The sequence below is a fragment of the Streptomyces sp. NPDC051172 genome (genome assembly GCF_040682555.1).
Classification (GTDB): domain Bacteria; phylum Actinomycetota; class Actinomycetes; order Streptomycetales; family Streptomycetaceae; genus Streptomyces.
The window spans coordinates 1-26,251 of sequence record NZ_JBFBBE010000123.1 but is presented as its reverse complement, the minus strand read 5'-3'; the positions used below and the strand labels follow the sequence as shown (position 1 = coordinate 26,251).

The window sequence follows — 26,251 nt, the reverse complement described above, 5'->3', positions numbered from 1 at the left end:
CTTGCCTCGACAACAAGTTGATCTATCAGGACGTCCCGTTGCGTCATTCACCCGGGCTTGACCTGCGGCTCAAGACTCAAACGCAACGGTGTTGAGGTGCACGGCCTGGCGGGACTGTACGTCGTGGACGCCTCCGCGATGCCATATGTGACCAACGGAGAAGTCCGCCGACATGATCCTCGGCAACACGCCCCTGCCGCCCGATCCCGTCGAGTTCTACCACCACCCGGGCGCCGGATGAGACCTCCTGCCCACCGGCGCATCCGCCACGGACCCACCGCCACCGCTCACGGACCGGCTCGACGCGCCGTGCGGCAGGCGCGGCGGCGGACAAGGTAGAGGGCCCCGCCGACGACGGTGATGACGGCGGGGAAGAACAGGGCGCCCCACCGGTAGTACCAGTGGTCACCGGGGTACACCGCGGCCCGCGGCCAGGCCATGTTCACGGTCATGGCCGTGCCGTACAGCACGGCGAAGAGGTTCACGGAGAGCCCCCAGCGGCCCAGTGAGAAGTACGGCCCGTGGTCGGCACGCGGCCAGGTGCCGCGCAGTCGGCGCACCAGCATGGGGCCGGTGACCAGCAGATAGGGGACGTAGAACAGTACGATGCCGGCCGAGGTCAGCGTGTAGAACAGGTGCCGGTTGCCGAGGTTGACCACCAGCAGTGCGATGGTCAACAGGCAGGTGAGGAAGGCTGGTGCCAGGGGGGTCCTGGAATGCGGGGACACCTGGGCGATGACCCGGCTGAAGGGCAGTCGGTCGTCGCGGGCCATGGAGAACAGCAGCCGGATGGCCGCGGTCTGTACGGCCAGGCAGCAGACGGTGACGGCGATCGCCACGCACACCAGGAAGGCTTTGCCGAGCCCGGTGCCGAGTGTGGACTTGACGAGGTAGGGCATGCCCAGGTTGCCCAGTTCCCGGGCCTTGATGTCGCCGACCGCCATCACCGCGACCACCATCAGCAGCGCGCCGGCGGCGAACGCCGCAACGAGCGCCCGCAGGATGGCGCGGGGCGCGTGGCGTCTGGAGTCTTTCGTCTCCTCCGCCAGCGATCCTGCGGTGTCGAAGCCGTAGAAGACGTATGCGCTCGCGAGAGAGGCGACCAGGAAGGCGCCGACATAGCCCGAGGAGTGGCCGGCACCGGTGCCGTTGGTCTGCAGGACGACCTGCGGTCCCCGTTTGACGTGCAGGGCCAGCATGGCGATGAGCAGAGTCACGGCGACCAGCTCGACCAGCACGCCGAAGTCGTTGATCCTCGCCATCAGCCGGACGCCGCTGATGTTGACCACGGTGGTGAAGACCACCAGGCCGAGAGCGAGCACGATGGCGTTCTCGGCACCGCCGCGGGTGTTGGTCACGCCCGCGTCGGCGGGGCTGCCGAGGATCTGGAACGCCGTCGAGATCTGCGGCAGGACGACCTGGTAGGCGACCGCGACGGCGGCTGCGGTCACCACCGCGCCGCCGGCCATGATCCAGCCAGCCAGCCACGAGGTGAGGGGCCGGGCGAGGTGCTTGGACCACTGGTACACCGAGCCGGCCAGCGGGAACTGCCCGGCCATCTCGGCGAAGCACAGGGCGACGGCGAGTTGCCCGAGGAACACCAGAGGCCAGGTCCAGACGAACGCCGGCCCGCCGGCGGCGAAGCCGAAGCCGAAGAGCTGGAATACTCCGGTCAGGACCGAGATGTAGCTGAAACTCGCGGCGAAACTGGACAGCGGTCCCAGTGAACGCTGCAGCTCCTGGCGGTAGCCGAACCGTGCCAGGTCGTTGCTGTCGTCGCCGGGCACCTCGGGAGGATGGCTTCTGAGGATCCTCACGGTTCCCATGATGGCTCCACGGTCGCCTGGGGCAGGTACGGGACCGTGGCGCGTCGGAGATCATCGAGGGTCCGCCGCCCGGGAAGGGCGGCCGCTGCCGGAAGGCACGGGTTCCGTGCAATGGTCTTGGGGAGGTCCGGTTGTGGAATCGGGCGATGCCGAGCATGGCGTGGTCGACACCGCGTCGCCTTTCAAGCGGCAGTCACGGACGTCCCCCACAGGCCCCTGCACACGCGCCAGCCAGTGGCACAAGCGCTCGAAGTCCCTGCGGGCACGGAACTGAGCCGCAGTCGTTGGGCCACGTGCATCGGCAGGAACCTCTCCGCAGCCCTCAGGCGGCGTGGTGAGGTAGATCAGCACGGCATCCTGGTTCCTGGTCTTGATGCGGTTGACGTGCTCCAGGGGAGCGTTGTTGCCCAGGCGAGAAGGCGGTCCCCAAGAGGTCCTTCAGTCTCCGGTCTCATCACAGATCGCCAAGCTGGCGCAGAGCGTCCGCCACATGCTGGCGGAGTTCCTCATCGGTGAGATCGTCCTCGTCTCGGAGACCCGGGTCGATGGTGTAGTCCTCCAGCGCGTGGAAGACCGTGTCCAGCGCGGTGGCGATCGTGTCGCTCACCCGCTCTCCGGCATCCATGGCGTTGCGGCGTTCAACGCCCTCATTTTCTCCCGGCAGCCGATCCCCTACCCGCGCGGTGACCGACGGCGGTACCTGCGTCAGCTCGGTCTCTACGGCTTCACCCGAACGGCCCTCAACACGTTCCGGCATCTCCCTCAGGGGCCGCTGGAACGCACCGAAGGCGTGGAGATGCTGCGCTTCATCGAACATGGCCACGACGTACGGATGCTCGGCGTCGCGGACGAAGGATTGGCGATCGACACTCCCGAAGACCTCGCGAGGGCCAGCACCTTGTTGCGGTTCACACCGAGCCTGCGATTGCCCGCTTCTCCTGATACCCGCGGTCGCCCGCCGTTCCCTGGATCCGGCACTCTGCTCGCCCGCTTCTGCTAGATCACGCTCCATCCCCGAGCACCCGAACATCGGCACGCTCGGCGTTTTGGCCACCACCACTTCGGTCACAGGCCCAGGGGCCGCAAGGGTCGATGCAACCCACAAGCTCCGGCGCGCGCTCAATCCCAGGGTTGCCAACACGACCGAAACACATGTGTTCGAAATTCCGACCCGCTCGTTGAGCCGCAGGAGCAGCCACACAACCATCAAGGGGGACCTTGTGACTTCAGCCAGGACACCAGCACCTGCGACCCCCCATAACGTGGCCCGGAGTGAGGAGGGCTCGTACCGAGACGAGTCCAGCCGCGGGGCCTCTGTGCGGATCATGCTCACCATGACGCGGTGGCTGCCCACGCCGGCTTTCCGGGCGCTGAGCCGGCCCGGGGCAGGAGGCGTGCTGTGAAGAGGTTCTTCGGGCGGGTGCGGATGGCCGAGCCGGAGGTCTCCGACGCCGAGCAGGAGCTTTTCGGCGGTCCTTTGCGCTATGACTTGGGCTGGTCGGAACATGAGCGTGCCCGGCTGGACTTGACGATGGTGTCGGCTCTGCGCTCCATGCCCAGGCTCGTCGGGGCGACCTTGCGGATGGCGTGGCAGGCGGACCGCCGCGCGCTGCTCACGGTCGCGATGAGCGAGATCGGACAGGGTCTCGCCGCAGCCATCGGGCTGCTCGCGGTCAACGCCGTCATGCACGCGCTGCTCGGCTCCGGCACCCCCGGGCAGCGGCTGCACGCAGTTCTGCCCGGACTGCTCGCCGCTGGCGGGGCAGCCGTGGTCAATTCGGGCCTGGCCGGATGGTCCACCTCGCGGGCGGGCCGGTTGGAGCCGTTGGTCGAGCGGATCGCGACGACCCAGTACCTGGCCGCCGCCGCGTCGGTCGAACTGGAGGCCATCGAGGACCCGGAGTTCCGGCGGCTGATCGACGTCGCCCAGTACGGCGCCGGGTCCGCCCGGCGCATGATCAGTGCCTGCGTCGCCGCGCTGAACGGGACCATCTCCCTGATCTCCACGGCGGGCGTGCTCACCATCCTCCACCCGGTCCTTCTGCCGATGCTGATCCTGATCGCGGCGCCGCGCGGCTGGGGCGCGATGCGGGTGGCGCAGGAACGGTACGTGTCGGTCATGACCTGGGTCGAGCACGTGCGGGCCAGCCGTCTCATCGGCAACCTGCTCACCGAGCGCACCGCCGCCCAGGAGGTGCGCATCCACGCCGTCGGGCCGTTCCTGCTCAGCCGCTACGAGCGGATGGCCGAGAGCGCCGAGGCCGAGCAGGAGCGGCTGGCCACCGGCAAAGCCGTCACCGAGTGGGTGGCCGCCGCGCTGTCCGGACTCGCCATGGCGGCGACGTACGCGGCCATGTTCTGGCTGATCATGAGCGGGCACATGAGTCTGGCCGTGGCCGGGACCGCCGTCATCGCCGTCCGATCCGGCTCGGCGAGCCTGGGCGCGCTGGTGATGAACGTCAACCAACTGCACGAGGAGTCGCTCTACGTCCGCGACCACGCCCGCTTCCTGGACGAGGCGGCACGGCGCACCATCCCCAGCGGGGGCGACCCCATCCCGGCGCGGGTGAGGCAGGTCGTCTTGGAGAAAGTGAGCTACCGGTACCCGGACCGGGAAGCCCCCGCCCTGGACGAGGTCTCCCTCACGCTGCCCATGGGCTCGGTCACCGCCGTGGTCGGCGAGAACGGCTCCGGCAAGAGCACTCTGATGAAGGTGGTCTCGGGCCTGTTGCTGCCGCAGAGCGGGTCGGTGTTATGGGGTGAGGCCGACATCGCCTCCCTGGACCGCTCCGAGGTATTCGAGCGCGTCTCACTGCTCACCCAGGACTTCCAACGCTGGCCCGTGACAGCGGCGTTGAACATCCGGATCGGCCGGCCCGCCCTGGCGGCCGGCCCCGAGCACCTCCAGCCTTCCGTGGACTACGCGGGTGCCGGACAGGTCATCGCAAAGCTTCCCGACGGGCTACGCACCCTGCTGGCCCGGATGTTCCGCGGCGCGAGCGAACTGTCCGGCGGCGAGTGGCAGAAGATCGGCCTCGCCCGGACCCACTGGCGCAGCTCCACCTGGGATGCCGACGGCGTGCTCATCGTGGACGAGCCCACCTCCGCCCTCGACCCGGAGGCGGAGATCGCCGCCTTCGACCGCATCCGCCGGCTCGCCGCCCCGAACCGGGCCGTCGTCCTGGTCACCCACCGCATGTCCGGCGTCCGCCATGCCGACCGCATTTACGTCCTGCACCACGGACGGCTCGTCGAACACGGCAGCCACGACGAACTCATGGCCGCTCAAGGCCGCTACGCCTCGATGTTCGACGCGCAAGCCGCCCAGTACGCCCCCGCGGGCACCATCCCCCGGCCCGGCTCCCCCACCATCGCAGATCCCGCATGACCCGCTCGAAAGGCCCCAGGGTGACGACTCCTCCCGCTACCGCGCAGGGACACGATCCCAGTGCACTGCGGCACCCGCTCGTCGATCAGCTCCTCGCGGCCGGCCACGTGCGCACCGCCGCTGTCGAGGCCGCCCTGCGCAGGGTTCCCCGCCATGCTTTCGCACCGGAAGTGCCCGTGCAGGCCGCGTACGCCGATGACATCATCCCCACACGCCACACGTCCGACGGCCGCATCAGCAGCTCCGTCAGCGCACCGTGGCTCCAGGCCGTCATGCTCGAATCGGTCCGACTCCGGCCTGGCCACCATGTCCTGGAGGTCGGCTCAGGCGGTTGCAACGCCGCCTTGATCGCCGAACTGGTCGGCCGGACCGGCCAGGTCACCACCGTCGACATCGACCCTGACGTCACCGACCGCGCCACCCGCTTCCTCCGCGCCACCGGATACGACCGTGTCCGTGTCCTGACCGCGGACGCAGAGCATCTACCCCCCGAGGCCATTCCCGATGGCGGCTTCGATGCGGTGATCGTCACGGTCGACACCTGGGGTCTGCCGTGGATCACCATGGTTGCGGAGGGCGGACGCCTCGTCGCCCCACTGCGCCTCCACCAGTACGTGTGGTCCATCGGTTTCACCAAACGCGACGGTGCGCTCGTCAGTAAGGAGCCGCTCACCGTGTGCGGCTTCGTTCCCATGCAGGGCGCCTGCACATGGGAACCGAATCTACGCACCATCCCAGGCTGCGGCATCCGCCTTGCCTTCGAGGACGGAACGCCGACGCCCGTCGACCAGCTGGCCCCGGCCTTCGACATGGCGCCCTCCACGGTCCGCACGCACGTCACCGTCGGGGGTGAGGAACGCTTCGACTCCCTCACCCTGTTTCTGGCCGGCGCGCTCCCCGGCTTCTGCCGCCTGTCCGTCGACCCGGACCGCCACACCGGCCTCATCAGCCCCCCACCCCCGCACTGGCCCGGCGCGGCCATCGTGCGTGGGACGTCACTCGCCCGTCTGGCATACGAGCGGATCGGAGACGGCGAAAGCGGCGAAGGCCTATACGAGTTCGTCATCCACGGCCACGGACCAGCCGGTCACCTGGCGGCCACAGAAATGGCCGAGCACGTCCAGCACTGGCAGCGCAACCACCGCGCCGCACCCTGCCCGCACATCACGGTCCAACCCAAGAAGGCCACCAGACCGGCAAGCGCCTATACCGACGGCCTGCACGTGTTCCATAAGAAGCACACGCGGATCAAGATCGACTGGCCCGTCGTTCCCGGCGAAGCAGCGCCTGCTCTGGTGCTGCACCTTCTCTCAGCCCTTGCCAATGCCCAGGACCAAGATCCCTGCTGTCTTGCCCACTCGCAAAGCAGCCGAGTGCTGAACGCACCGGCCACCGCCGACTACTGGGAGCCGCTCTGGGCCGGCGGACGCCGGTATCGTGAGGTCACCAGCACCGAGGCCGCGCTGCTGGCCGACCACGTCACGCCGGGCCGCGGACGACCGGCTCTCGACATCGGCACCGGCGAGGGTTCTCTCGCCCCCACCTTCACCAGCACGGTTACCGCACCATTGCATCGACTTCGCGCCCAGCGCCATCGCCGCAGCCCGCAACACTCAGCAGGGCGACGGGCCGGCCTGGTACCTGATGGACTTCGTCTCCGATGACCTCAGCGTCCTGCCGGATGCCGCGTATGCGGTCGTCACCTGCCGCCTGGTCTATCGGTGGATCGACGACAAGGCGACCTTCCTCGACCGCGTCCGACAGGTCCTGCCGCCTGACGGGACCTTCTGGGTCGTCACCGAACTCGCCGGCCGTCGCAAAGAGAACGATCCGTACAGGCACCTCGGGATCACACCCGCCGAGGCCGAAATCCTCACCGCGGGCTGGCCCGTCGTACGCACCGCCGATCTCGACGTGCTGCGCTGCTATGCACTCCACCCCTGAACTCAGCACGGAGGTCAACGTGTTGGACATCGAACATCAGACCCGCCTCGCCTGGGACACCTATGGAAAGCACCACCTGGAGCGCGCTACTCCCCTGCCGGAAGTGGGCCAGATCATCTGGGGCCCTGCAGCAAGCGGGCCGGGGGACGCCATCCTCGGGGACATCGGGGGCCTGCGGGTCCTGGACATCGGCTGCGGCCCTGGTCGGCACGCCGCCCACCTGGCCCGCACCCACGGAGCGCAGGTGGACGGCGTCGATGCTTCCCTCAGCCAGATCAAGAGAGCGCGTGCCCGCTACCCCGAGGTACCAGACCTGCGGCTGGTGCACGCCGACGCTGTCGAGTACCTGGGCACGACAGCCCCGTACGACGTGATCTACTCCCTCAGCACCTTCCACTTCCTCGACCCGCACCGGCTCCTGCCCGCCCTGGCCACCGCCGTCAAACCGGGCGGACGGCTGTACTTCACCGTGCTGCACACCAACTCCGATGGCGACGGCCCCACCTCGACCGTCACCCCACGCCCGGAGATCCTGCGCCTGGCCGACGGCGACGATCTCACCGTGCACATGTGGGTCCTCACACCCGAGTTGTGGGAAGACCTGCTCGTGCACTACGGGTTCCGCGTGCAGGGCATCACCGTCCTCGACACGCCGGAGAAGAAAAACCACGCTTCCTACCGACTGTTCCAGGTCCACCGGCCGGCCCGGATCACCGCCCGTCCCCGCACCGCGGAACCACCCGTCGCCCACGCGGCCGTCGGCGTCGGGGCCGTACTGCTCGGACCCCAGGGCCTCCTCCTTGGCCGACACCGGCTGGGCACACGGGAGCTGCCCGGCGGGACCGTGGAGCCGGGCGAGTCACTGCAAGAGACAGTCGTGCGCGAACTCGCCGAGGAGACCGGTCTGTGCGCCGACCCAGCCGACGTCCGTCTTCTCGGCCTGCTCCTCGACCAGGTTGGCGACGTCGTCCGCATCACCTTCGGCGCGCTCGTCACCCACTGGCAAGGCGAGCCGGCCGACCAGCCTGGCGAGAGTGTCGGAGACTGGCGCTGGTGGGGGCTGGATGCCCTGCCGCCGGACCTGTTCGAGTGCAGTGCGCAGATCCTCACAGCCTGGCGCCCGGACCTCCCGATCGACCACGCCCCGGCCCGCTTCTCGCCCATCACCGACCCGCACACGACCGCCTCCGCGTGATCCCAGCCCTCACTGGGCAGGACCCGCCCGGTGAACCCCCTACCGCCTCACCCATCGCTGATTCAACAGGACCGATCCCGTGACCACTCCACGCCGTGCCACGCCCGCCGATGCCGAAGGCATCACCCGCCTGCGATCCGGGCTGGTCCTCTCCCGATCGCTCGCCCCGGACTGGCTAACCCTTTGCCGAGACCAACCAGCCGAAGGGCTGCAGGCTCATCGTGATGCCCGGGCCTACGTCGTCGACGCACCCGAGGAGCCTGCAGGGTGAGCGCCTGCTTGAGGACCTCGACGTCCTCGCGTAGCCGGCGGTTCTCCCGCCGCAGTGCAGCCGGTTCCTCGCGTTCGCTGCGGGTCAGTCCGTCGCGTTCGCCTGCGTCGACTTCGGCCTGGCTGACCCACAGCCGCACTGCCGTCTCCGTCAGGTCGAAGTCCTTGGCGATCTGGCCGACCGAGCGGTCACCGCGTCGGCACAGCTCGACGGTCTCGGCCTTGAACTCCGGCGTGAGCGAGCGGCGAGGGCGTGGCTTCTTCTTCCCCATGCTCTCCATGATGGACATCCTCCCGGGTCAGAACCCCTGATCTCGGATGTCCGTCAAAGCGGATCAAACCCAGTTGATCCCCATTTGACGTTCAACGGGTGCGCTGCGGTGTTCACCGCAGACGGATTCGTCGAGTGGGAATTCCAGCGAGGCCGGTGCTGTCCTCGGCCGAAGTCGGCCGGGAACAGACGGCACCGCGTGTTGCGCATCGGCCGCATAACGCGTGCCGTCGCTGTGTGCTCGCTCCGGGTGGCCCACAAGAGGACAACCGAGTGAATCGGCGCCGGCTTCGACCTTGTAACCCACCTGTTCGGAAGCCCCGCAAGCTCGCACCTGCAGGGCTTCTCATCGCACGGGCACAACTCTCAGTACCAGCGGGTGGTGTCGTGGGGCGCGGGCTGAGGAGGGGCAGCGTATGACCAGGACTGCGGTCGAGCCTCGTGCGCTTCGGGTCCCGGGGCGGCTGTGTACGGTCCGGCATCGGTGACCGCCTCGTACGGATGCGACTGCCGAGCGGTCGCGTACGGTTCCGGCTGCACGGCACCCGTGGCGTCGCCGCCCCGGGAGGGTTGCGTTCCCGTAGGAGCCTGGAGGCTGCCGTAGCGCTCCATGCGCTGCCAGCGCAGGCGGGATCCGGTCACGGCGGTGAAGACGGACTGGATGACCACCAGGTACATGAGCTGCCGGTAGACGAACTGCTGGAGCGGCAAGCTCCACAGCGGGCCGGGGCGTTCTCCGTCCAGGCGGAACGCGTACAGGCCCATGCCGAGTTGCAGGAGGAGGAAGCCGAGCCACAGGCCGGTGATCCGGATCGGGTCCAGGAAGACCAGGCCGTACACGGCGAAGATGTCCACGACCGGGGCGAGCAGGGGCAGCAGGATCTGGAAGAGGAGGAGGTAGACCAGGCCGCGGCGGCCCAGTTTGCCGGCGGCGCCGCGCTGGACCATTGCGCCGCGGTGTTTCCACATCGCCTGGAGGGTGCCGTAGCACCAGCGGTACCGCTGGCGCCACAGGGCGTTCAGGGATGCGGGTGCCTCCGTCCAGGCCACCGCGCCCTCCTCGTAGACCACGCGCCAGCCGGCCCGGCACAGCGCCATGGTGAGGTCGGTGTCCTCGGCGAGGGTGACGTCGCTGACGCCGCCGAGGCCCAGCAGTGCCCGGCGGCGGAACGCGCCCACCGCCCCCGGCACGGTCGGCATGCACTCGGCGAGGTCGAAGAGACGGCGGTCGAGGTTGAAGCCGACCACGTACTCGATGTGCTGCCAACGGCCCAGCAGGCCACCCCGGTTGACGACCTTGGCGTTGCCCGAGACGGCGCCTACGCGGGGGGCGGCGAAGGGCTGCACGATGGTGCGGACGGTACCCGGCTCGAAGACCGTGTCGCCGTCGACCATGACCACCAGGTCACAAGTGGCGGCGGCGAGGCCGGTGTTGAGGGCGGCGGGCTTGCCCGCGTTCTCCTGCCGGATCACCCGCACCCCCGGCAGCCGGAGCGACTCGACCAGGTCGGCGGTACCGTCGGTGGAACCGTCGTCCACCACGATGATCTCCACCGGGTGGTCCGAGGCGAGGAGTGAGCGTACGGCCGCCTCGATCCCGGCACTCTCGTTGTACGCGGGGACGATGACGCTGACGGGTTCGGTCACCGGCGGCCCCCAGGACCCGCCCCGGCATCCTGCCCTGCGCAGCCGCCGGTGCCGGCGGGCCGTGATCACCACGACCACCGCGCGCAGCACACTGATCACTCCGGCCGCGTACATCAGCACGCCCAGCAGCCACACGATCCAGTCGCCGGCCTTCAACGCGTTGACGAGGGCGATCCCCTGGAGGTGGTCGCCGAGGCCGGCCGGCTGCACGGGGCCGGCCATGCCGACGGCGGCGCCGACCGTCGCGAACCGGAAGCCCTGCGCCTTGAGCCGGGGTATCAGGGTGTTCAGCGCGGTGACGGTCTGGGAGCGGTCACCGCCGGCGTCGTGCATCAGCAGGATCTGCCCGGCGTGTCCGTGCGGGGTGGCGTTGGCGAGGATGCGGGCGACGCCGGGACGCTGCCAGTCCTCGGCGTCCTGGGTGGAGAGCACCGTGACGTAGCCCGCCGTGTCGGCCTGTTTGAGGACGGACCAGTCGGCGTCGGTCAGCGCGTCGTTCTGCGAGGAGTACGGCGGTCTCAGCAGTGCGGTGGTGACCCCGGCCGCGCCGGCCACCGCCAGCTGGGTCTCGCGCAGTTCCAGGGAGCGCTGCCACGGGGCGAGGGTGGAGAGGTCGGGATGGGTGAAGGTGTGGATGCCGATCTGGTGGCCGTCGGCGACGATCCGGCGGACCAGTTCGGGATGGGCCACGACCTGGGTTCCGACGACGAAGAAGGTCGCCAGAACGTGGTTGCGGCGCAGCACGTCGAGGACGCGCGGTGTCCAAACGGGGTCGGGCCCGTCGTCGAAGGTGAGGGCGATCGTGCGGTCCTGGGGCCGGGCGGTGTGCACGGCGCCCGCGGCGTTCGCGATCACCGGGCCGCCGTCGGTCACCTGGGCGGGCACCGCCCCGCTGCGGCCGCGGGCACCGGTCACGTCGTCCGAGGTGATCCCGAGCATGTGGTGGGTGTAGCCCTGGAGCAGAAGGGTCGTCGACAGGGTCACCCCGAGCACGCTCAGCAGCAGCCAGTGGGTGCGGGGGGGTGGTCTGGCGGGTACGGCCGCGGCGGCGGGCGGGAGCGGTACGGCGTCGATCGGTCACGTCAGGGCCTTGGGGTCACTTCACGGGCTTGTGGGAGGTCCCGAGGGCACGCCCCCGGGAGGAGGAGGTCGGGGTCGGACTGGCGGCGGCCGTCGAGGAAGTGGTCCCGGTGGGCGCGGCGGTCGCGGGGGCGGTCGAGGCTGTCGGCCGGATGGGCGTGGAGGTCCGCTGAGCCGTTGGGCGGGAGTCGGCGTGCCCTGCGGCGGAGTTCACGCTCCCTGCTGAGCGGCTCGGGGCGGACGGGGAGTCGGAGGCGGTCACGCGGGGCGTCGCCCGGTGCGCGGCGTCCGACTGCGGGACGAACGGGGCGCTGATGCCGGGGCCGCCCAGCATCGTGCTGATCAGCAGGGCGACATAACCGCCGGCGGGGACCACCAGCAGCCGGGCGGTACGCCGCACGAGGCGCTGGCGTCGCCCCGAGGCATCCACGAAGACCGGCCGAGCCTGCTCGCCCTGCGGTGTGGGCGAGTGCGGCTCGGACTCCGATGCCGGCACCGACACGAAGGGGTCGGGCTGTGTGTCGGTCTCCGGGGCGGGCACGGTGAGGACGTCGCCGTGAGCGGCGTCCCACGCGGGACCGCCGGCCGTGTCCCACGCCGTCAGATGCGGCTGCGCCCACTGCACCGGCTGCGTCGGGTCCCAGGTCACCGTGGCCGTGTCGCCTCGGTACCCCTCATGGCCGTAGCCCTCGTCGGCGTATCCGTTGTGGCCGTACCCCTCGTGGCCGTAGGCATACGCGTACCCGGCATCGCCGTACGGATCCTCGCCGTACGCTCCGCCGTTTCCGTTCGTCCACTGCACGAGTCGTGTCCTCTTGTCCCGGCCGACGGACGCGGCCTTCCGCATGGACAGAGCGCGGCGGGTCGGAACTGTTACACCTCACGCACAACTCACGCCTCGGACGGCCACTTCACCACCGCGTCTCCGCACTCGGCCGTGCGTGCGTAGAAGGCCCTCAGTCCCTGGTGCGCCGCCGAGAAGGCCCTCCGCGTCTCGGGTTCCGCGATCACGCCGCCATAGCGCGGCAGCAGTTCGTCCCGGACGGCATCCCACAGCTCCTCGAAGTCGGCCGTCGCGAGAAACCCGGCCACCTGGCGGGCCTGGGCCGCCGTCAACACCAGAAGCGGCGTCTTGTAACGGTCGGCACGGAAGACCGGCAGGCCGCCGAGCACCACCTGGATCCTGGGCTGGCTCCGGGCAAGGGGGCAGGGAGGAGCGCCGGTGTAGATGCGCTCTTGGTCTCGGCAGCGCCGGACGGTCTCCGCGTCGCCCTCGAAAAGCCGCTCCAGCCATATCGCGCTGTTGCGCAGTCCCGGGGGCGGCACCGCGCGCAGACGGAGGTACGCACTCATGCCAGAAGGAGCGCACGGGGGCGCCTGGGCATTACGCGGGCGGACGGAACCGGGGAACGGATCGGACGCCGCCGGTCCCATGGGGGTGCCTCAGGGCCGGGACCCCGTGCAGTGGTCGAGGCCCCGGCCCCCATCCCTCTCCGCGCCGCCCACGGGGGGAGTCACGAACGGCGCGAAGAGAGGTCCGGGATGGGCTGCGGCGCTGGCGTCGGCGGAGCGGTCACCCTTGGACTGCCCGGCAGCGAACCCGGTATCCCCCCAGCGCACGGGCCGCACGAAACGTCACCCGGCCCCGGACCGCACCGGCGATGCTCCGTCGTACACGCATATGTGCGCCGGTTCCAGCGGCCGGGACACGGGGGCACCGGCGAGAACGTGGAGGACGCCTGATGCGTTGTGACACTTCCGTGATGGCGGACGCTGAACATCCTGGGGGCGTCGCTGCGACCGGAGCGCGGCGGACAGCAGCGATCGCTACGAACCCGCGTGAACGAGGACGATCTTGGGCCAGGTACGGCAAACCCGACGCGGACAGGCGCGCGACGGGGAACTGGGCGCGGCGGTCGCACGGGCCCAGGACGGCGACGAGACCGCCTTCGCGGTCGCCTACCGGATCGTCCAGCCCGGCCTGCTCGGCTACCTGCGCGGCATCGTCGGCGACGACGCGGAGGACGTGGCCTCCGACGCCTGGCTGGAGATAGCCCGCAACTTCGGGCGCTTCAAGGGCGACGGCGCGGGCTTTCGCGGCTGGACCGCGACCATCGCCCGGCACCGGGCCCTGGACCATCTGCGCCGCCAGCGCGTACGGCCCCGGGCAGGCGGGACCGAACAGGACGTACTGCACCTGCCCAGTCCGCACAGTACCCATGAGCAGGCGCTGGAGTCCCTCTCCACCGAACGGGCCCTGGAACTGGTCCGCGGCCTGCCCCAGGACCAGGCTGAGGCCGTCCTCCTGCGGGTCGTCGTCGGCCTGGACGGTCCCGCCGCCGCACGCGTCCTCGGCAAGCGCCCGGGAGCGGTGCGCACCGCCGCCCACCGGGGCCTGAAACGCCTCGCCCACCAGCTCGGGATCGGCGGCGAGGGGGACGAGGAAGTGACGGATGCTGCTTCCCGCACGCTGGGGAAATCGAGATGAACGACGACAGCGGTCCGGCGGACGGGGCATCAGCACATGCCGCGCCGGACGAATCGACCCTGTCGGACAGGAGCGGAAGCGGACATGGGTGAACGGCTGAGCGGCGGCGGAGTACCGGGCCGTCAACATGCGCAGCCCGGCGGCACCGCGTCCGCCCCTTGGGGCGCGCGTGACGCCGGCGCCCTGGAAACGGTCCTGGCCGCAGCCATCCGCCAAGGCGATCCCGATCCCCGGGCCGAACAGCAGGCGGTGGCCGCCTTCCGCGCCGCCCATGCCGCGGGTCCGCACCGCGCACGCACCCGGCGCCGGGACGACTGGCGACCTCCCGAGGAGCGACGTGCCCGGCGCCCGCTGAAGCTGACGTTCGGCGTGGCGTTCGCCAGCCTCACCCTGGGCGGTGTCGCGGTCGCGGCCGTCGGTTACGTCGGCTCATCGTCAAACGACTCCAGCGGCGGCAGCGAGACGGCGCACCCGTCGGCCCCCGCTCCGGACCGGCCGGGCGATGCGGCCTCGTCGACGCCCTCCGGCGGCCCGCGTCCCACGGACAGGCCGGCCTCCGCCCAGGACACCGAAGCCCACTGCCGCGCCTACGAGCAGGTCCAAGGCCGGGGCAAGGCGCTCGACACGAAGGTCTGGCAGCAGCTCGTGGCGGCGGCCGGCAGCAAGGCCGGGGTGGCCGACTACTGCTCCGAGCAGCTGAAGCGGGCGACGGCGACGCCGAGCAGGTCAGCCGACACGGGCAAATCCGGCAAGGAATCCGCAGGCTCCGGCAACGGCGCGACAGGCTGGACCGGCACCTCCTCCGACAAGGGCACGTCCGGCGGCACGGCCAAGACGGGCGGGGACGGCCGGACGAGCGGCCAGGGCGGCGGGAAGCACAAGTAGCCCCTGCCATGGCATCCGAGAAGCGTTCGTCGAGGGCACACATGCGTGCGTGATGCGTGAACGGACTGCCCGACACGGGCAGCATGAGCCGGATCGGGATCGAAGCCGCGTGGCGCTGATCAGGCACAACAGCGCCACGCCGCAGCGCCGCGCACCACCCGGCACGGATTCGATCCCACTCCTACCTGATCTTTTCGTAAGTTCGGTGGGTGTGCTGGGTGAATGGTCAGGTCGGTGTGGGCGAGAAAGGACAAGGGCAGTTGTGGGTTGTGGTTGATGCGGTGGATGCCGTGTTCGGTGGCGTCGGCGACATCGGCGAGGTGGTCGCCGGCGAGGTTGGCGAGTTCACGTTTCTTCAGCGAGGACCACAGCAGTTCCACCGGGTTCAGCTCGGGCGCGTAGGCGGGATATCGCTCCAGAGTGAGCCAGTCCTGCTCGGCGGCCCAGGCGCGCATCGCCCGGCTCCAATGCGCCGACAGGCCGTCCCAGACCAGCACCACTTTCTCGCCGCGGTAGAACGCCTTCATCTGTTCGAGGACTTCGATGAGGGCGGCGGTGTCGTAGCTGGCGGGCTTGAGGTGGAGGCACAAGCGGACTCCGCGTTCGGGGTCGGCGGAGTGGTAGCCCAGGGCCCCGGCCATCGACGCCCGCTTCCAGTTCAGGCGGTGCCGCAGCAGCGGGGTCCGGCCACGGGGGGGCTTCCACCCTGACCGTGGACACCGGTTGTCATACAGCGATGGCCAGCGTAGTTGATCTCTGTTCGAAGGCGACCGGCGCGAGGTAGCCGATCGTGGAGTGTCTGCGCCGGTGGTTGTGGAAGCCGAGCCAGCGGAAGACTGCGAGCCGGGCGGCTCGTTCGGTCGGCCAGCCGCGCCGGTCGGGCAGGACCTCCCGCTTGAGCGAGGCGAAGAACGACTCCGCGGCGGCGTTGTCCGCGGAGGTGCCGACCGCTCCCATGGACCGGCGGATACCGGCCCGGTGGCAGGCGTCGGCGAACGCCTTCGACCCGTACTGGGTGAGCCCCGTGATCGCTGTGGAAGACTACGTCGTCCACCCGGCCGCCGCGCGTGCGGACGGCTGCCTTCAGCGCGTCGGTGACGAGTTCGGCCCGCATGTGATCGGCCATCGACCAGCCCAGCAGGCGACGGGAGTACACGTCGATGACGGTGGCCAGATACAGGAACTTGCCGCTGGCGATGGGCAGATAGGTGATATCGCCGACCCAGGCCCGGTTGGGGTCGGATGCGGTGAAGTTGCGCCGCAGCAGATCGGGCACCGCCTGGGAGGCGGGGTCCGGAATGGTGGTTCGGTGTCGACGCTTCAACCTCCTTCCCTGGATGGAGTGTTGGCGCATGAGCCGTTCGACGCGCTTGCGGTTGACGACCACACCGCCCGCGCGGAGCTCGGCGGTGATCCGCTTGGCCCCGTACGTCTTTCCGGACTCTGCGTGGACCTTGCGTATCCGTCGGGTGAGTGCGGCGTCCGCGGCCTGTTTCGCGGCGCGGGCCGGGGCCGTCTTCAGCCACCGGTAGAACCCGGACCTCGACAGGTTCAACACGGTGCACAGCCGCTTCACGCCGTAGGCGCCGCGGTGGTCGGCAACGAACTCGAAGCGGCTCACCAGTTCGTCTCGCCCGCAAAATACTTGGCCGCCCGGCGCAGGATGTCACGTTCCATCTCCAGCTCGCGCACCTGCTTGCGCAAGGCCGCGATCTCCGCGTCCTTCGCCGACTCCGCAACCGCCTCGGGCCGCTCAGCCTTCTCCGCCGTCTTGATCCACTGCCGCAGCGTCTCGTGGTTCACACCCAGCTCGGCGGCAACGCGCGAGACGGGCCGGCCCGACGAACGGGCCAACGCCACCGCGTCGGCCCGGAACTCCGCCGAGTACTTGTAGGTCCCCACCTGGGACTCCTCTCCCTGGACTCAAGATCCAGTGTCGAGGTGTCCACGATCAAGGTGGAGGGCCCACGGCAAGTGGACCACGCTGAGTCCGCACACCACGCTGACGAAGGGCCACACCTACGCGCTGACCGCCAAGCTCACCATCAAGGGCACGCAGCACCTGCGGGTGTCGACGTCCGGCACGACGCACTCCCCCACGGTGATCGTCAAGGTGTCCTGACCGAGGCGGGGACCGCAACGCAAGACCGCAGTACCCGCAGTACAGCCCCAGAGCCGCCTGGAACTCGCCCGCGATCTCCGGCCGCTCCAACTCCCGCATGCAGCGCGGGTCGAAGCAGCCGGTCGCGCGGCCTCGTTCAGTCCGGGCGGCCAGCAGAGAAGTGGCCTGCTCGGAGCATACGGCGGTCCAGTTCACAGCAAACCCACACCAAACGATGGGAACCCGGCTGGTCGGGAGGAACGTCCTTCCCTCTGAAGCGTCCGCACACAAGCGATCCGCTGAAGGGGTGACGGGGACGTGTCGTTGCGAGGCACCTGGCACCGATGGGCGCTCGGGCTGTGGGCGCTGGTGTGGCTGCTCGCGTACATGCCGGGCGGCGGCTACTCGTGGCACTACTTCGCCCACGGCAGTGCGCTGCTGTTCAACGGTTCCGGCGCGAGCCCGGCGGGCGGCCTGCACCTCTACGCGAACTATCCGAGCCTCCAGATAGGTCCGGTCGCCTTCATCGGCGCCCAGGTGCTGCGCTCGATCGGGCCGGACAACGGGATGGTGGCGGGCCAGCTGGCGATGACAGCCATCGGCCTGCTGGTGCTGCACACCCTGGAGCGTTGCGCGGTGCTCGCGCGCCCGGGCCTGCTGCGACGGCCGACCGCCCTGCGGCGGACCGTGCTTGTGGGCGGGGGCGTGTTCGTCGTCGTGTGGGAGTCGCTGTCCGTGCACTACGGCCACCTCGACGACGTGCTGGCGCTGCTCTTCGCCGTGCTGGCGGTCCGGGCCCTGATTGCGGACAGCCCGGCGCTGGCGGGGCTGTGCCTGGGTCTGGCCGCCGACTCCAAGCCCTGGGCACTGGCCTTCCTGCCGCTGGTTCTCGCCGCGCCCCGGATTCGGCGGCGGCACGTCGCCGTCTACGCGGCCGCCACCCTCCTGCTCGCCTGGCTGCCCTTCGTGATCGCCGACCCGGGCACTCTCACCGCCGCGCAGTACGCCATCGTCAACGAGCCCTCCTCCGCCCTGCGCGCGCTCGGCGTCACCACGGCCGGGACGCCCTCGTGGGACCGCATGGCGCAGCTCTTCCTGGGCTGCGCCCTGGGCGTGCTCGCGGTCGTGCGACGCCGCTGGCCGTCGGTGCTGCTGCTGGGGGTCGGCGCCCGGATCGTGCTGGACCCGGGCGTTTACGACTACTACACCGCGGGCCTGCTCCTCGGCACGCTGTGCTGGGAACTCCTGGGCCTTCAACACCCCGCCCCGGTGTGGTCCCTGACCGCCTTCACGGGCCTGCATCTGGCGCCGGGTGTCATCGCCGACGCGTCCCTGCTCGGGACCCTGCGACTGTGGACCGTGCTGCTGCTCACGGCCGGCGTCCTGCTCCTCCCGCAACGCTGGTGCGCACAGGAGGAACTTCCAGGGTCCGCTGCCGACGCGATCGCCGATCCGGCAAGGGTCTTCGGTAACGTCCATCGGCTCCCGAAGCGGTTCGAGATGGTGTCGGCCGGGCGGTCCGAGTAGTCGGAAGCCGGGGCGCAGGGGGTGGCGTGTCAAGATCGGGACATTGAGAGCGACATACCGCGGTTCTTGGATTTGCTGACTTGCGCAACCACGCAGCTATGATTCCGGCACGGACAGCCCGAAGCGCCGGAGGCGGCTGACATGACCAGCGTGAAGAGCTTCTCCGCGTGGGGGTACGGGCCCGAACGGTCCCGATGGAAGCGGCTGTTCGCCCGGGACTCCACGGTGCGCCGGCTGGACTGGCCGATACTGCTGTCGGCGCTCGGGTTGTCGTGCATCGGCTCGCTGCTCGTCCTCTCCGCGACCCGCAACCGCACGACGATCAACCAGGGAGACCCGTACTACTTCCTGGTCCGACACCTGATGAACCTCGGTATCGGGCTGGCCCTGATGATCGGCACCCTGTGGCTGGGCAACCGCGCCCTGCGCAACGCGGTGCCGGTCCTCTACGGCCTGTCCCTCGTGGGCGTGCTGGCCGTGCTAACCCCGCTCGGCGCGACCATCAACGGCAACCGCAACTGGATCGTGCTCGGCGGCGGATTCTCACTACAGCCCTCGGAGTTCGTGAAGGTCTCGATCGTGCTGGGCATGGCGATGCTGCTGTCGGCCCAGGTCGACGCGGGCGACCGGCCGTACCCCGACAGCCGCACCGTGATCCAGGCGCTGGGGCTGGCCGCCGTACCGATCATGGTCGTGATGATGATGCCGGACCTTGGCTCGACGATGGTCATGACCGTCACGATCCTCGGCGTGCTGCTCGCTTCGGGCGCGTCCATGCGGTGGATCTTCGGGCTGCTCACCGTCGGGGTCCTGGGGGCGGTCGCGGTGTGGCAGCTCCATCTGCTGGACGCATACCAGATCAACCGGTTCGCGGCCTTCGCCGACCCGAACCTCGACCCCTCGGGCGTCGGCTACAACACCAACCAGGCCCGGATCGCCGTCGGCTCCGGCGGGCTGACCGGGCAGGGGCTCTTCCACGGGACGCAGACCACCGGGCAGTTCGTCCCCGAGCAGCAGACCGACTTCGTCTTCACGGTCGCCGGCGAGGAGTTGGGCTTCGCCGGCGGCATCCTGATCATCGCCCTGATCGGGGTCATCCTGTGGCGGGCCTGCCGGATCGCGCGCGAGTCGTCCGAGCTGTACAGCACAATCGTCGCCGCCGGGATCGTCGCCTGGTTCTCCTTCCAGTCCTTCGAGAACATCGGCATGGCGCTCGGCATCATGCCGGTGGCAGGCATCCCGCTGCCGTTCGTCTCCTACGGCGGCTCATCCATGTTCGCCGTGTGGGTAGTCGTAGGGCTTCTTCAGTCGATAAAGGTCCAGCGGCCCGTGCGGGCATAGTTGCCAGTGCCGAGTCCTTGCCAGGGGCCCTACGTGCGCTTTGCCAACGTCACAGTCAACGTGGAGGTGTCCGGCGATCCTGCCTCGGATGCGGCATGTTTCTGCGTGCACGGAGCAATAGCAGCAACACGGCCATTCCGGCAGCACGTTCGCGCAGGCGCCGACGCTGAGATCGCCACGCCGTACAGGACATCGCCGCTATTGCAGTCTTCGGCCGCCCTGGACTGAGCTTATCTACAAATGCGTCGCACGGCGGGAGGTCCCGGGGGTACCGGTGCGACTGACCGGCCATGCAAGTCACGATCCTGCGCAGTACCGGCAGCACCGTCAACGACGCCCCGGACGCCACATCGACCGGACCGAACCAGAGCCCGAACATATTCACAGCCGAAAGTCTCCGCTCTGACTAAACTCAAACAATGCTCTTATTGATTTCTTTCCGGGCTCGTAAATAGTGTGCACATGGCGACCGGAACGACATGATCCGGGTCTACAGTTCATCAACTTCTGCCCATGGGCAGGCAGTAAATCAATTGCACAGAGTTGGTGAACGCCCCAGGCGGAAAAGGGCCTCTGACGGACCGTAATGGGCTTGAAGCCCGTCGGCACCCAAAGCCAGAGGCACGACCTTGACATCGACCGCACTCGATGCGTCCCCGCCGTTGCCCGAGCATCCCGGAGACAGGGCTCTCTTCCGCTCCGCGGCCGCCGCACCGCCGCGCACCCTCGTCGACATCCTGCGGGCCACCGCAGCCCTGTACCCGGACACACCCGCCCTGGACACGGGCGCCGAGGTGCTGTCCTACCGTGAGCTGCGCGCCGAGGCCCGCAGCCGCGCACGGCTGCTCGCCGAGCGGGGAATCGGCCCGGGCGACCGGGTCGGCGTACGGGTGCCGTCGGGCACCGCCGAACTGTATCTGTCGATCCTCGCCGTACTGCACTGCGGCGCGGCCTACGTCCCGGTCGACGCCGACGACCCCGAGGAGCGTGCCGCCACGGTGTTGCGCGAGGCCGGCGTGTGCCACGTCATGGGGCCGCACCCGCAGGCCGCGGACCTGGCGGTGCCGTCCGGGGCGGCGGTGGGCTCGGAGCCCGCCCCCGAGGACGACGCCTGGATCATCTTCACGTCCGGTTCGACCGGCGCACCGAAGGGCGTGGCCGTCACCCACCGGTCCGCCGCCGCCTTCGTGGACGCCGAAGCCGGACTGTTCCTGCGCGGCCGGCCGCTCGGCCCCGGAGACCGGGTGCTGGCGGGACTGTCTGTCGCCTTCGACGCCTCCTGCGAGGAGATGTGGCTGGCGTGGCGCTCCGGCGCCTGCCTGGTACCGGCCGAACGGGCCCTGGTACGGGCCGGTCACGAGTTGGGCCCGTGGCTCGAAAAGCGTGGCATCACCGCGGTCTCCACCGTCCCCACGCTGCTGGCCATGTGGCCCCAGGAGTCGCTCAGCCCGGTGCGGTTGCTGATCCTCGGCGGTGAGGCCTGCCCGCCCGGCCTCGTCGAACGGTTCGCCGGGCCCGGGCGGGAGATGTGGAACACCTACGGCCCCACGGAGACCACCGTCGTGGCCTGTGCCGCCCGGCTGGCGCCCGGACAGCCGGTGCGCATCGGACTGCCGCTGGACGGCTGGGAGTTGGCGGTGGTGGACGAGACCGGGGAACCGGTGGCCCCCGGGGCGCAGGGCGAACTGGTCATCGCCGGCGCCGGCACCGCACGCTACCTCGACCACGCCAAGGACGCGGAGCAGTTCCGGCCGTGCCCGGCACTGAACTCGCCACGTGCCTACCACTCGGGCGACCTGGTGCGCGCCGACCCCGAGGGACTGGTGTTCCTCGGACGCGTCGACGACCAGGTCAAGGTCGGCGGACGCCGTATCGAACTCGGTGAGATCGACGCGGCCCTCCTCGCCCTGCCGGGCGTGCGCGGGGCAGCCGCGGCCGTGCAGTCGACCGCGGCCGGGACCCAGGTTCTGGTCGGCTACATCCTCCCGCAACGTACCCCCGACGGGCACTCCGCCTTCGAGACCGGTAAGGCCAGGGCACTGCTGAGCGAGCGGCTGCCCGCACCACTGGTACCGCTCCTGGCCGAGGTGACGGACCTGCCCACCCGTGCGTCCGGCAAGGTCGACCGGCATGCGCTGCCCTGGCCCGTTCCCCTTGCCGACGCCGACCGCGGTGACACGGCGCACCGGCTGCACGGGACGGCCGCACGGCTGGCGGACGTGTGGGAGCAATTGCTGGGCCTGCGGCCCGGCCCGGACAGTCATTTCGTGGACCTCGGCGGCAGCAGCCTGGCCGCCGCCCGGATGGCCTCGATACTGCGCGCGGACCATCCGGGTCTCTCCGTGGCCGACCTCTACCGACACCCCGTGCTTCAGAGCATGGCCGACCATCTCGACTCCGTGGCCGGCTCCGTGCCAGAGGCACGACCCGTCCGGCCGGTGCCCCGGTGGACCGCTGTCGTCCAGTTCCTCGTCGTCCTGGCCGGTTACGGGATCACCGGACTGCGCGGTCTGGTCGGCCTGGCTTCGGCGGACAACGTGCTCGGCTGGGTCGCCCCGCAGCGCTGGGCCCCGCACACGTCGTGGTGGCTGGTCCTGGTGGGCTGGGCAGTGCTGTTCAGCGCACCGCTGCGCTGCCTGATCGGTGCGGGCCTCGCCCGTGCGCTGACGGCCTGTGTCACTCCAGGCGCGCATCCGCGCGGCGGACACGTCCATCTCCGGCTGTGGACCGCGGAACGAGCGGTGGCGGCCTTCGGCGTTCCCGCCCTGATCGGCACCCCGTGGGCCGCTCGGTACGCCCGGCTCCTCGGCTGCCGGACCGGACGCGACGTACAGCTGCACACCATGCCCCCGGTGACCGGCCTGGCCGAGCTGGGCGACGGATGCAGTGTCGAGCCCGGGGCCGACATCGCGGGCTGGTGGCTGGGCGGTGACACGCTGCACGTCGGCAGGGTCTCCATCGGCGCGGGCGCCCGGGTGGGCCACCGCAGCACGCTGCTGCCGGGCGCGGTCCTGGGACGCGGTGCCGAACTGACCGCCGGTGGCTGCCTGGACGGCCGGATCCCCGACGGCCAGGTCTGGACCGGTTCGCCTGCCCGGCCGACCGAGCCCGCCGACCGCCTCGCGGCCTGTGGCTGGCCCGCACGGCCGGTGGACCGCCGACGCCGTTGGCACCTGGCGTACGCGCTGTCCCTCACGCTGCTGCTGCCGTTGCTGTCCCTGCTCGCGGCGGCCCCGGCACTGTTCCTCACCTGGCTGTTGGTGCGCGACACACCGACGCTGTCGGACGCAGCCGGGCAACTGCTCGCCGCAGCACCGCTGTTCGCCATCCTGACCACGGTGTGCGGAATGCTGATCACGGCGCTTTCCGTACGCCTGCTGAACCGCTCGCTCAAGCCCGGTCTGCACCGCGCGGACGGAGGCGTGGCCTGGCGGGCCTGGCTGGTGTCGCGCCTGCTCGACAGCGCCCGCAGCAGCCTGTTCCCGCTCTACGCGAGCCTCGCCACACCACACTGGCTGCGACTGCTCGGCGCACGCGTCGGCCGTGGCACCGAGATCTCGACCGTGCTGCCGCTGCCGTCCCTGCTCCAGGTGGACGACGGGGCGTTCCTCGCCGACGACACGCTCGTCGCACCGTTCGAACTGGGCGACGGATGGCTGCGGTTGGGCCCTGTGCGCATCGGCAGACGGGCCTTCGTCGGCAACTCCGGCATCGTCGGCCCCGGCCGCGACGTCGCCGACCACGCCCTGGTGGGCGTGCTGTCCGACGCCCCGGCGCACTGCGAACCCGGGACGTCCTGGATCGGACGGCCCACGATGCCATTGCCCCGCGTGCCCGGCACAGGCGACCCGGCCCGGACGTTCACCCCGCCGCGCCGGCTGGTGCTGGCGCGGGCAAGCGTGGAGATCTGCCGTCTGCTGCCCATGATCCTCGGCACACTCCTGGCCGAGTGCCTGTTCCTCACCGGACAGGAGGCTCTGGACCGCGGTGGACTTCCCCTGGCCGCGCTCGTCTGCGCCCCGCTGCTCCTGGCCGCGTCCGTGGTGGCCTGCCTGACCACGACCGGCGCCAAGTGGCTGCTCGTGGGCCGCTTCCGGCCGGTCGAGCGACCCCTGTGGTCGTCGTTCGTGTGGCGCAACGAACTGTTCGACACGTTCGTGGAAGTGCTGGCCGTGCCGTGGGGCGCCGGCGCTCATCTGGGAACCCCCGCGCTGAACTGGTGGCTGCGCAGCCTCGGCGCGCGTATCGGGCGCGGGGTGTGGTGCGAGACCTACTGGCTGCCGGAGACCGATCTGGTCAGCCTCGGCGACGGGGTCAGCGTCAACCGCGGATGCGTTCTGCAGACCCACCTGTTCCACGACCGGATCATGCGGATGGACACCGTGCGTCTGGCAGCCGGCGCCTCGCTCGGCCCGCACAGCATCGCCCTGCCCGGCACCACGATCGGCACCGGCGCGTCCGTCGCCGCGGCCTCCCTGGTGATGCGCGGTGAGGCGGTGCCCGACGGCACCCACTGGGCCGGCAACCCCATCGCCGGTGTCTCCGCCCCCGGCGCCACCGCCCGCTTCTCCCCAGGGGAGGCGGCATGACGTGGTGCAGCCGACGCGCGCTGATCCGCGGCGCGGCGCTGGCCACCCTGGCGACGACGGCCACGGACGACCCGGCACTCAGAACCGAACGCTATTTCGCCGGCCACGGCAGCTACGCCCACCGCACCCTCGCCTACGACCTGCGTCTGGCGTACGACCCGGCCGTCGCCACGCTCGACGGCCGGGCGCACATCCACGCGGTCTCCGAGCGGCCGCTGCGGCAGGTCCACCTCGACCTCGCCGGGCTGAGCGTGCACGACGCCCACGTCGACGGGGTCTCGGTGCGTCCGGGTCACAAGGGGGACAAGCTGATCCTGCCCACACCGCGCCCGATCACGGCGGGCACACCGTTCACACTGGAGATCGGCTACGCCGGCCGGCCCGGGCCGGTGCGCACACCGTTCGGGCAGATCGGCTGGGACCGCACCGGCGACGCCCATGGGGGCACTCTGGTGGCCTCCCAGCCGCTGGGCGCCCCGTCGTGGTTCCCGTGCAACGACCGGCCGGACGACAAGGCCGAATTCACTTTCCGGGTGACCGTGCCACGGGGGCACCAGGCTGTGGCCAACGGCATGCTCCTGGAGCAGAGCAGCACGGGAACCACCGAGTTCTGGAAGTACCACCACCCCGGGCCCATGGCTCCCTACCTCGCCGCGCTGTACACGGGCCGTTTCGTCCAGGAGACCTGGCAGGCCCGGGACACCGCGACCGGGCACCGGTTCGTCGGCCGCAACGCCTACCCCGCCCGTCTCTCCCGGCAGGCCCGGCACGACCTGGCTCGCCAGCCCGAGATGTTCGAGGCGTTCACCGGCTGGTTCGGGTCCTATCCCTTCGAGACGTACGGCGCGGTCGTCGTGGACGCCGACCTGGAACAGCCCGTCGAGAACCAGACCGTGTCCCTGTTCGGCCGCAACCACGTCGACGGCGAACGGACATGGGAGACACTGGTCGCCCACGAACTCGTCCACCACTGGTACGGCAACAGCGTGAGCGTGCGCGACTGGCGGGACATCTGGCTCAACGAAGGCTTCGCCACCTACGGGGAGTGGCTGTGGTCGGAGCACATCGGCGAGGACTCGGCCGACACCATCGCCCGGGCGGCCTGGCACACCCTCGCGCAAAAGGCCAAGGGCCTGCGAATCGCCGCCCCCGGACCGGACCGCATCTTCGACGACCGCCTCTATGACCGGGGCGCGTGCACCCTGCATGCACTGCGCCTGGCTCTGGGCGACGAGCGGTTCTTCGCGATACTGCGCGGCTGGCACCACGCCCACCGCGGCAACAGCGCCGACACCACGGCCTTCATCGCCCACGCCGGTCGCTACACGCCGTCGAAGATCGAGCCGCTCCTGTACGCCTGGCTCTACGACGAACACCTCCCGCCCCTGCGCCCGCCAACCGTGGCGTGACCACGCTGGTCAACTCCCTCGAGGGCGTCTCGGCCCGCCGCCTCCGTCAGACCACTACTGGCTGAGTTTTCATGCCACTCGATCTCAGCCGCACGGCCTTCCCGGACGGCAAGGCCCAAGTCCTCCAACTCGTGGCTCGTATACGCGCCTACCGGATCGAGTCCACGATCGCCGGGCCCGCGGCGGCATCGACGACACGTCGTGGAGGCGGTGTAAAGCCCTGCGGGCGGTGTCGGTGCCATGGTCTACGGTCACCGCGTCCGGTGTGGACATCGCCGCTCTCGCCTGGC

18 protein-coding genes and 1 pseudogene are annotated in these 26,251 nt (G+C 70.2%); 11 read left to right on the top strand and 8 right to left on the bottom strand.

The features are described 5' to 3' along the window. Window positions 1-287: 287 nt before the first annotated feature. Together AB0N07_RS41975 and AB0N07_RS41970 are read right to left on the bottom strand one after the other, a co-directional pair. Complete coding sequence (locus AB0N07_RS41975; RefSeq protein WP_365844618.1) at window positions 288-1,817, bottom strand: amino acid permease; 1,530 nt, start codon at window positions 1,815-1,817, stop codon at window positions 288-290. Window positions 1,818-2,280: 463 nt separating this feature from the next. Further along, on the bottom strand, window positions 2,281-2,895 hold the full coding sequence (locus AB0N07_RS41970; protein WP_365844616.1) for a colicin immunity domain-containing protein: 615 nt from the start codon (window positions 2,893-2,895) through the stop codon (window positions 2,281-2,283). Window positions 2,896-3,252: 357 nt separating this feature from the next. Here AB0N07_RS41970 and AB0N07_RS41965 point away from each other — a divergent pair, with 357 nt between their 5' ends. From AB0N07_RS41965 to AB0N07_RS41950, 4 genes are read left to right on the top strand one after another with little or no spacing between them, the layout of a single operon-like run. Further along, complete coding sequence (locus AB0N07_RS41965; protein ID WP_365844624.1) at window positions 3,253-5,214, top strand: ABC transporter ATP-binding protein; 1,962 nt, start codon at window positions 3,253-3,255, stop codon at window positions 5,212-5,214. Between the two features lie 20 nt (window positions 5,215-5,234). Beyond that, window positions 5,235-6,878 carry a methyltransferase, FxLD system gene (gene fxlM / locus AB0N07_RS41960; RefSeq protein ID WP_365844614.1) on the top strand — a complete coding sequence of 548 codons (1,644 nt, stop codon included), beginning with the start codon at window positions 5,235-5,237 and terminating at the stop codon, window positions 6,876-6,878. Further along, a complete protein-coding gene (locus AB0N07_RS41955; protein ID WP_365844622.1) occupies window positions 6,787-7,158 on the top strand; it encodes a methyltransferase domain-containing protein in 372 nt (123 codons plus the stop codon). Before fxlM ends, AB0N07_RS41955 begins: the two co-directional genes overlap by 92 nt. A 19-nt stretch (window positions 7,159-7,177) precedes the next feature. Then, on the top strand, window positions 7,178-8,353 hold the full coding sequence (locus AB0N07_RS41950) for an NUDIX domain-containing protein (RefSeq protein ID WP_365844612.1): 1,176 nt from the start codon (window positions 7,178-7,180) through the stop codon (window positions 8,351-8,353). Between the two features lie 122 nt (window positions 8,354-8,475). Here AB0N07_RS41950 and AB0N07_RS41945 read toward each other — a convergent pair whose 3' ends face one another. The 4 genes from AB0N07_RS41945 to AB0N07_RS41930 form a co-directional block, all read right to left on the bottom strand. Continuing rightward, on the bottom strand, window positions 8,476-8,904 hold the full coding sequence (locus tag AB0N07_RS41945; protein ID WP_365844610.1) for a transposase: 429 nt from the start codon (window positions 8,902-8,904) through the stop codon (window positions 8,476-8,478). A 356-nt stretch (window positions 8,905-9,260) separates the two neighbouring features. Continuing rightward, complete coding sequence (locus AB0N07_RS41940) at window positions 9,261-11,525, bottom strand: bifunctional polysaccharide deacetylase/glycosyltransferase family 2 protein (protein ID WP_365844608.1); 2,265 nt, start codon at window positions 11,523-11,525, stop codon at window positions 9,261-9,263. A gap of 112 nt (window positions 11,526-11,637) precedes the next feature. After that, window positions 11,638-12,423 carry a hypothetical protein gene (locus tag AB0N07_RS41935; protein WP_365844606.1) on the bottom strand — a complete coding sequence of 262 codons (786 nt, stop codon included), beginning with the start codon at window positions 12,421-12,423 and terminating at the stop codon, window positions 11,638-11,640. A gap of 89 nt (window positions 12,424-12,512) precedes the next feature. Next, a complete protein-coding gene (locus AB0N07_RS41930; protein ID WP_365844604.1) occupies window positions 12,513-12,974 on the bottom strand; it encodes a DUF1877 family protein in 462 nt (153 codons plus the stop codon). Window positions 12,975-13,476: 502 nt separating this feature from the next. On the opposite strand from AB0N07_RS41930, the gene AB0N07_RS41925 reads away from it, so the two are divergent. Both AB0N07_RS41925 and AB0N07_RS41920 read left to right on the top strand, forming a co-directional pair. Continuing rightward, window positions 13,477-14,109 (top strand): RNA polymerase sigma factor, encoded by a 633-nt coding sequence (locus tag AB0N07_RS41925; RefSeq protein ID WP_365844602.1) that lies wholly within the window; start codon window positions 13,477-13,479, stop codon window positions 14,107-14,109. A gap of 84 nt (window positions 14,110-14,193) precedes the next feature. Beyond that, the gene (locus AB0N07_RS41920; protein ID WP_365844599.1) at window positions 14,194-14,994 is read left to right on the top strand and encodes a hypothetical protein; all 801 of its coding nucleotides are present in this window, start codon (window positions 14,194-14,196) and stop codon (window positions 14,992-14,994) included. Between the two features lie 119 nt (window positions 14,995-15,113). Here AB0N07_RS41920 and AB0N07_RS41915 read toward each other — a convergent pair whose 3' ends face one another. Both AB0N07_RS41915 and AB0N07_RS41910 read right to left on the bottom strand, forming a co-directional pair. After that, window positions 15,114-15,656: a transposase gene (locus AB0N07_RS41915; protein WP_365844620.1), complete on the bottom strand. Its 543-nt coding sequence runs from the start codon at window positions 15,654-15,656 to the stop codon at window positions 15,114-15,116. 64 nt (window positions 15,657-15,720) lie between these two features. After that, window positions 15,721-16,896: pseudogene (locus tag AB0N07_RS41910) on the bottom strand (IS3 family transposase). 31 nt (window positions 16,897-16,927) lie between these two features. Between AB0N07_RS41910 and AB0N07_RS41905 the strand changes: the two are divergent. The 5 genes from AB0N07_RS41905 to AB0N07_RS41885 all read left to right on the top strand — a co-directional run bounded on the left by AB0N07_RS41905 (window position 16,928) and on the right by AB0N07_RS41885 (window position 25,961). Then, window positions 16,928-17,116, top strand: coding sequence for a hypothetical protein (locus AB0N07_RS41905; RefSeq protein WP_365844597.1), 189 nt, complete (start codon window positions 16,928-16,930; stop codon window positions 17,114-17,116). A gap of 297 nt (window positions 17,117-17,413) precedes the next feature. Further along, entirely contained in the window at window positions 17,414-18,622 is a 1,209-nt protein-coding gene (locus AB0N07_RS41900) for a hypothetical protein (protein WP_365844595.1), read from the top strand. 141 nt (window positions 18,623-18,763) lie between these two features. Continuing rightward, window positions 18,764-19,963: a rod shape-determining protein RodA gene (gene rodA / locus AB0N07_RS41895; RefSeq protein ID WP_365844593.1), complete on the top strand. Its 1,200-nt coding sequence runs from the start codon at window positions 18,764-18,766 to the stop codon at window positions 19,961-19,963. 629 nt (window positions 19,964-20,592) lie between these two features. Then, entirely contained in the window at window positions 20,593-24,552 is a 3,960-nt protein-coding gene (locus AB0N07_RS41890) for a Pls/PosA family non-ribosomal peptide synthetase (RefSeq protein WP_365844591.1), read from the top strand. Then, window positions 24,549-25,961 carry a M1 family metallopeptidase gene (locus AB0N07_RS41885; protein ID WP_365844589.1) on the top strand — a complete coding sequence of 471 codons (1,413 nt, stop codon included), beginning with the start codon at window positions 24,549-24,551 and terminating at the stop codon, window positions 25,959-25,961. The genes AB0N07_RS41890 and AB0N07_RS41885 overlap by 4 nt, the downstream gene beginning before the upstream one ends. Window positions 25,962-26,251 lie beyond the last annotated feature (290 nt).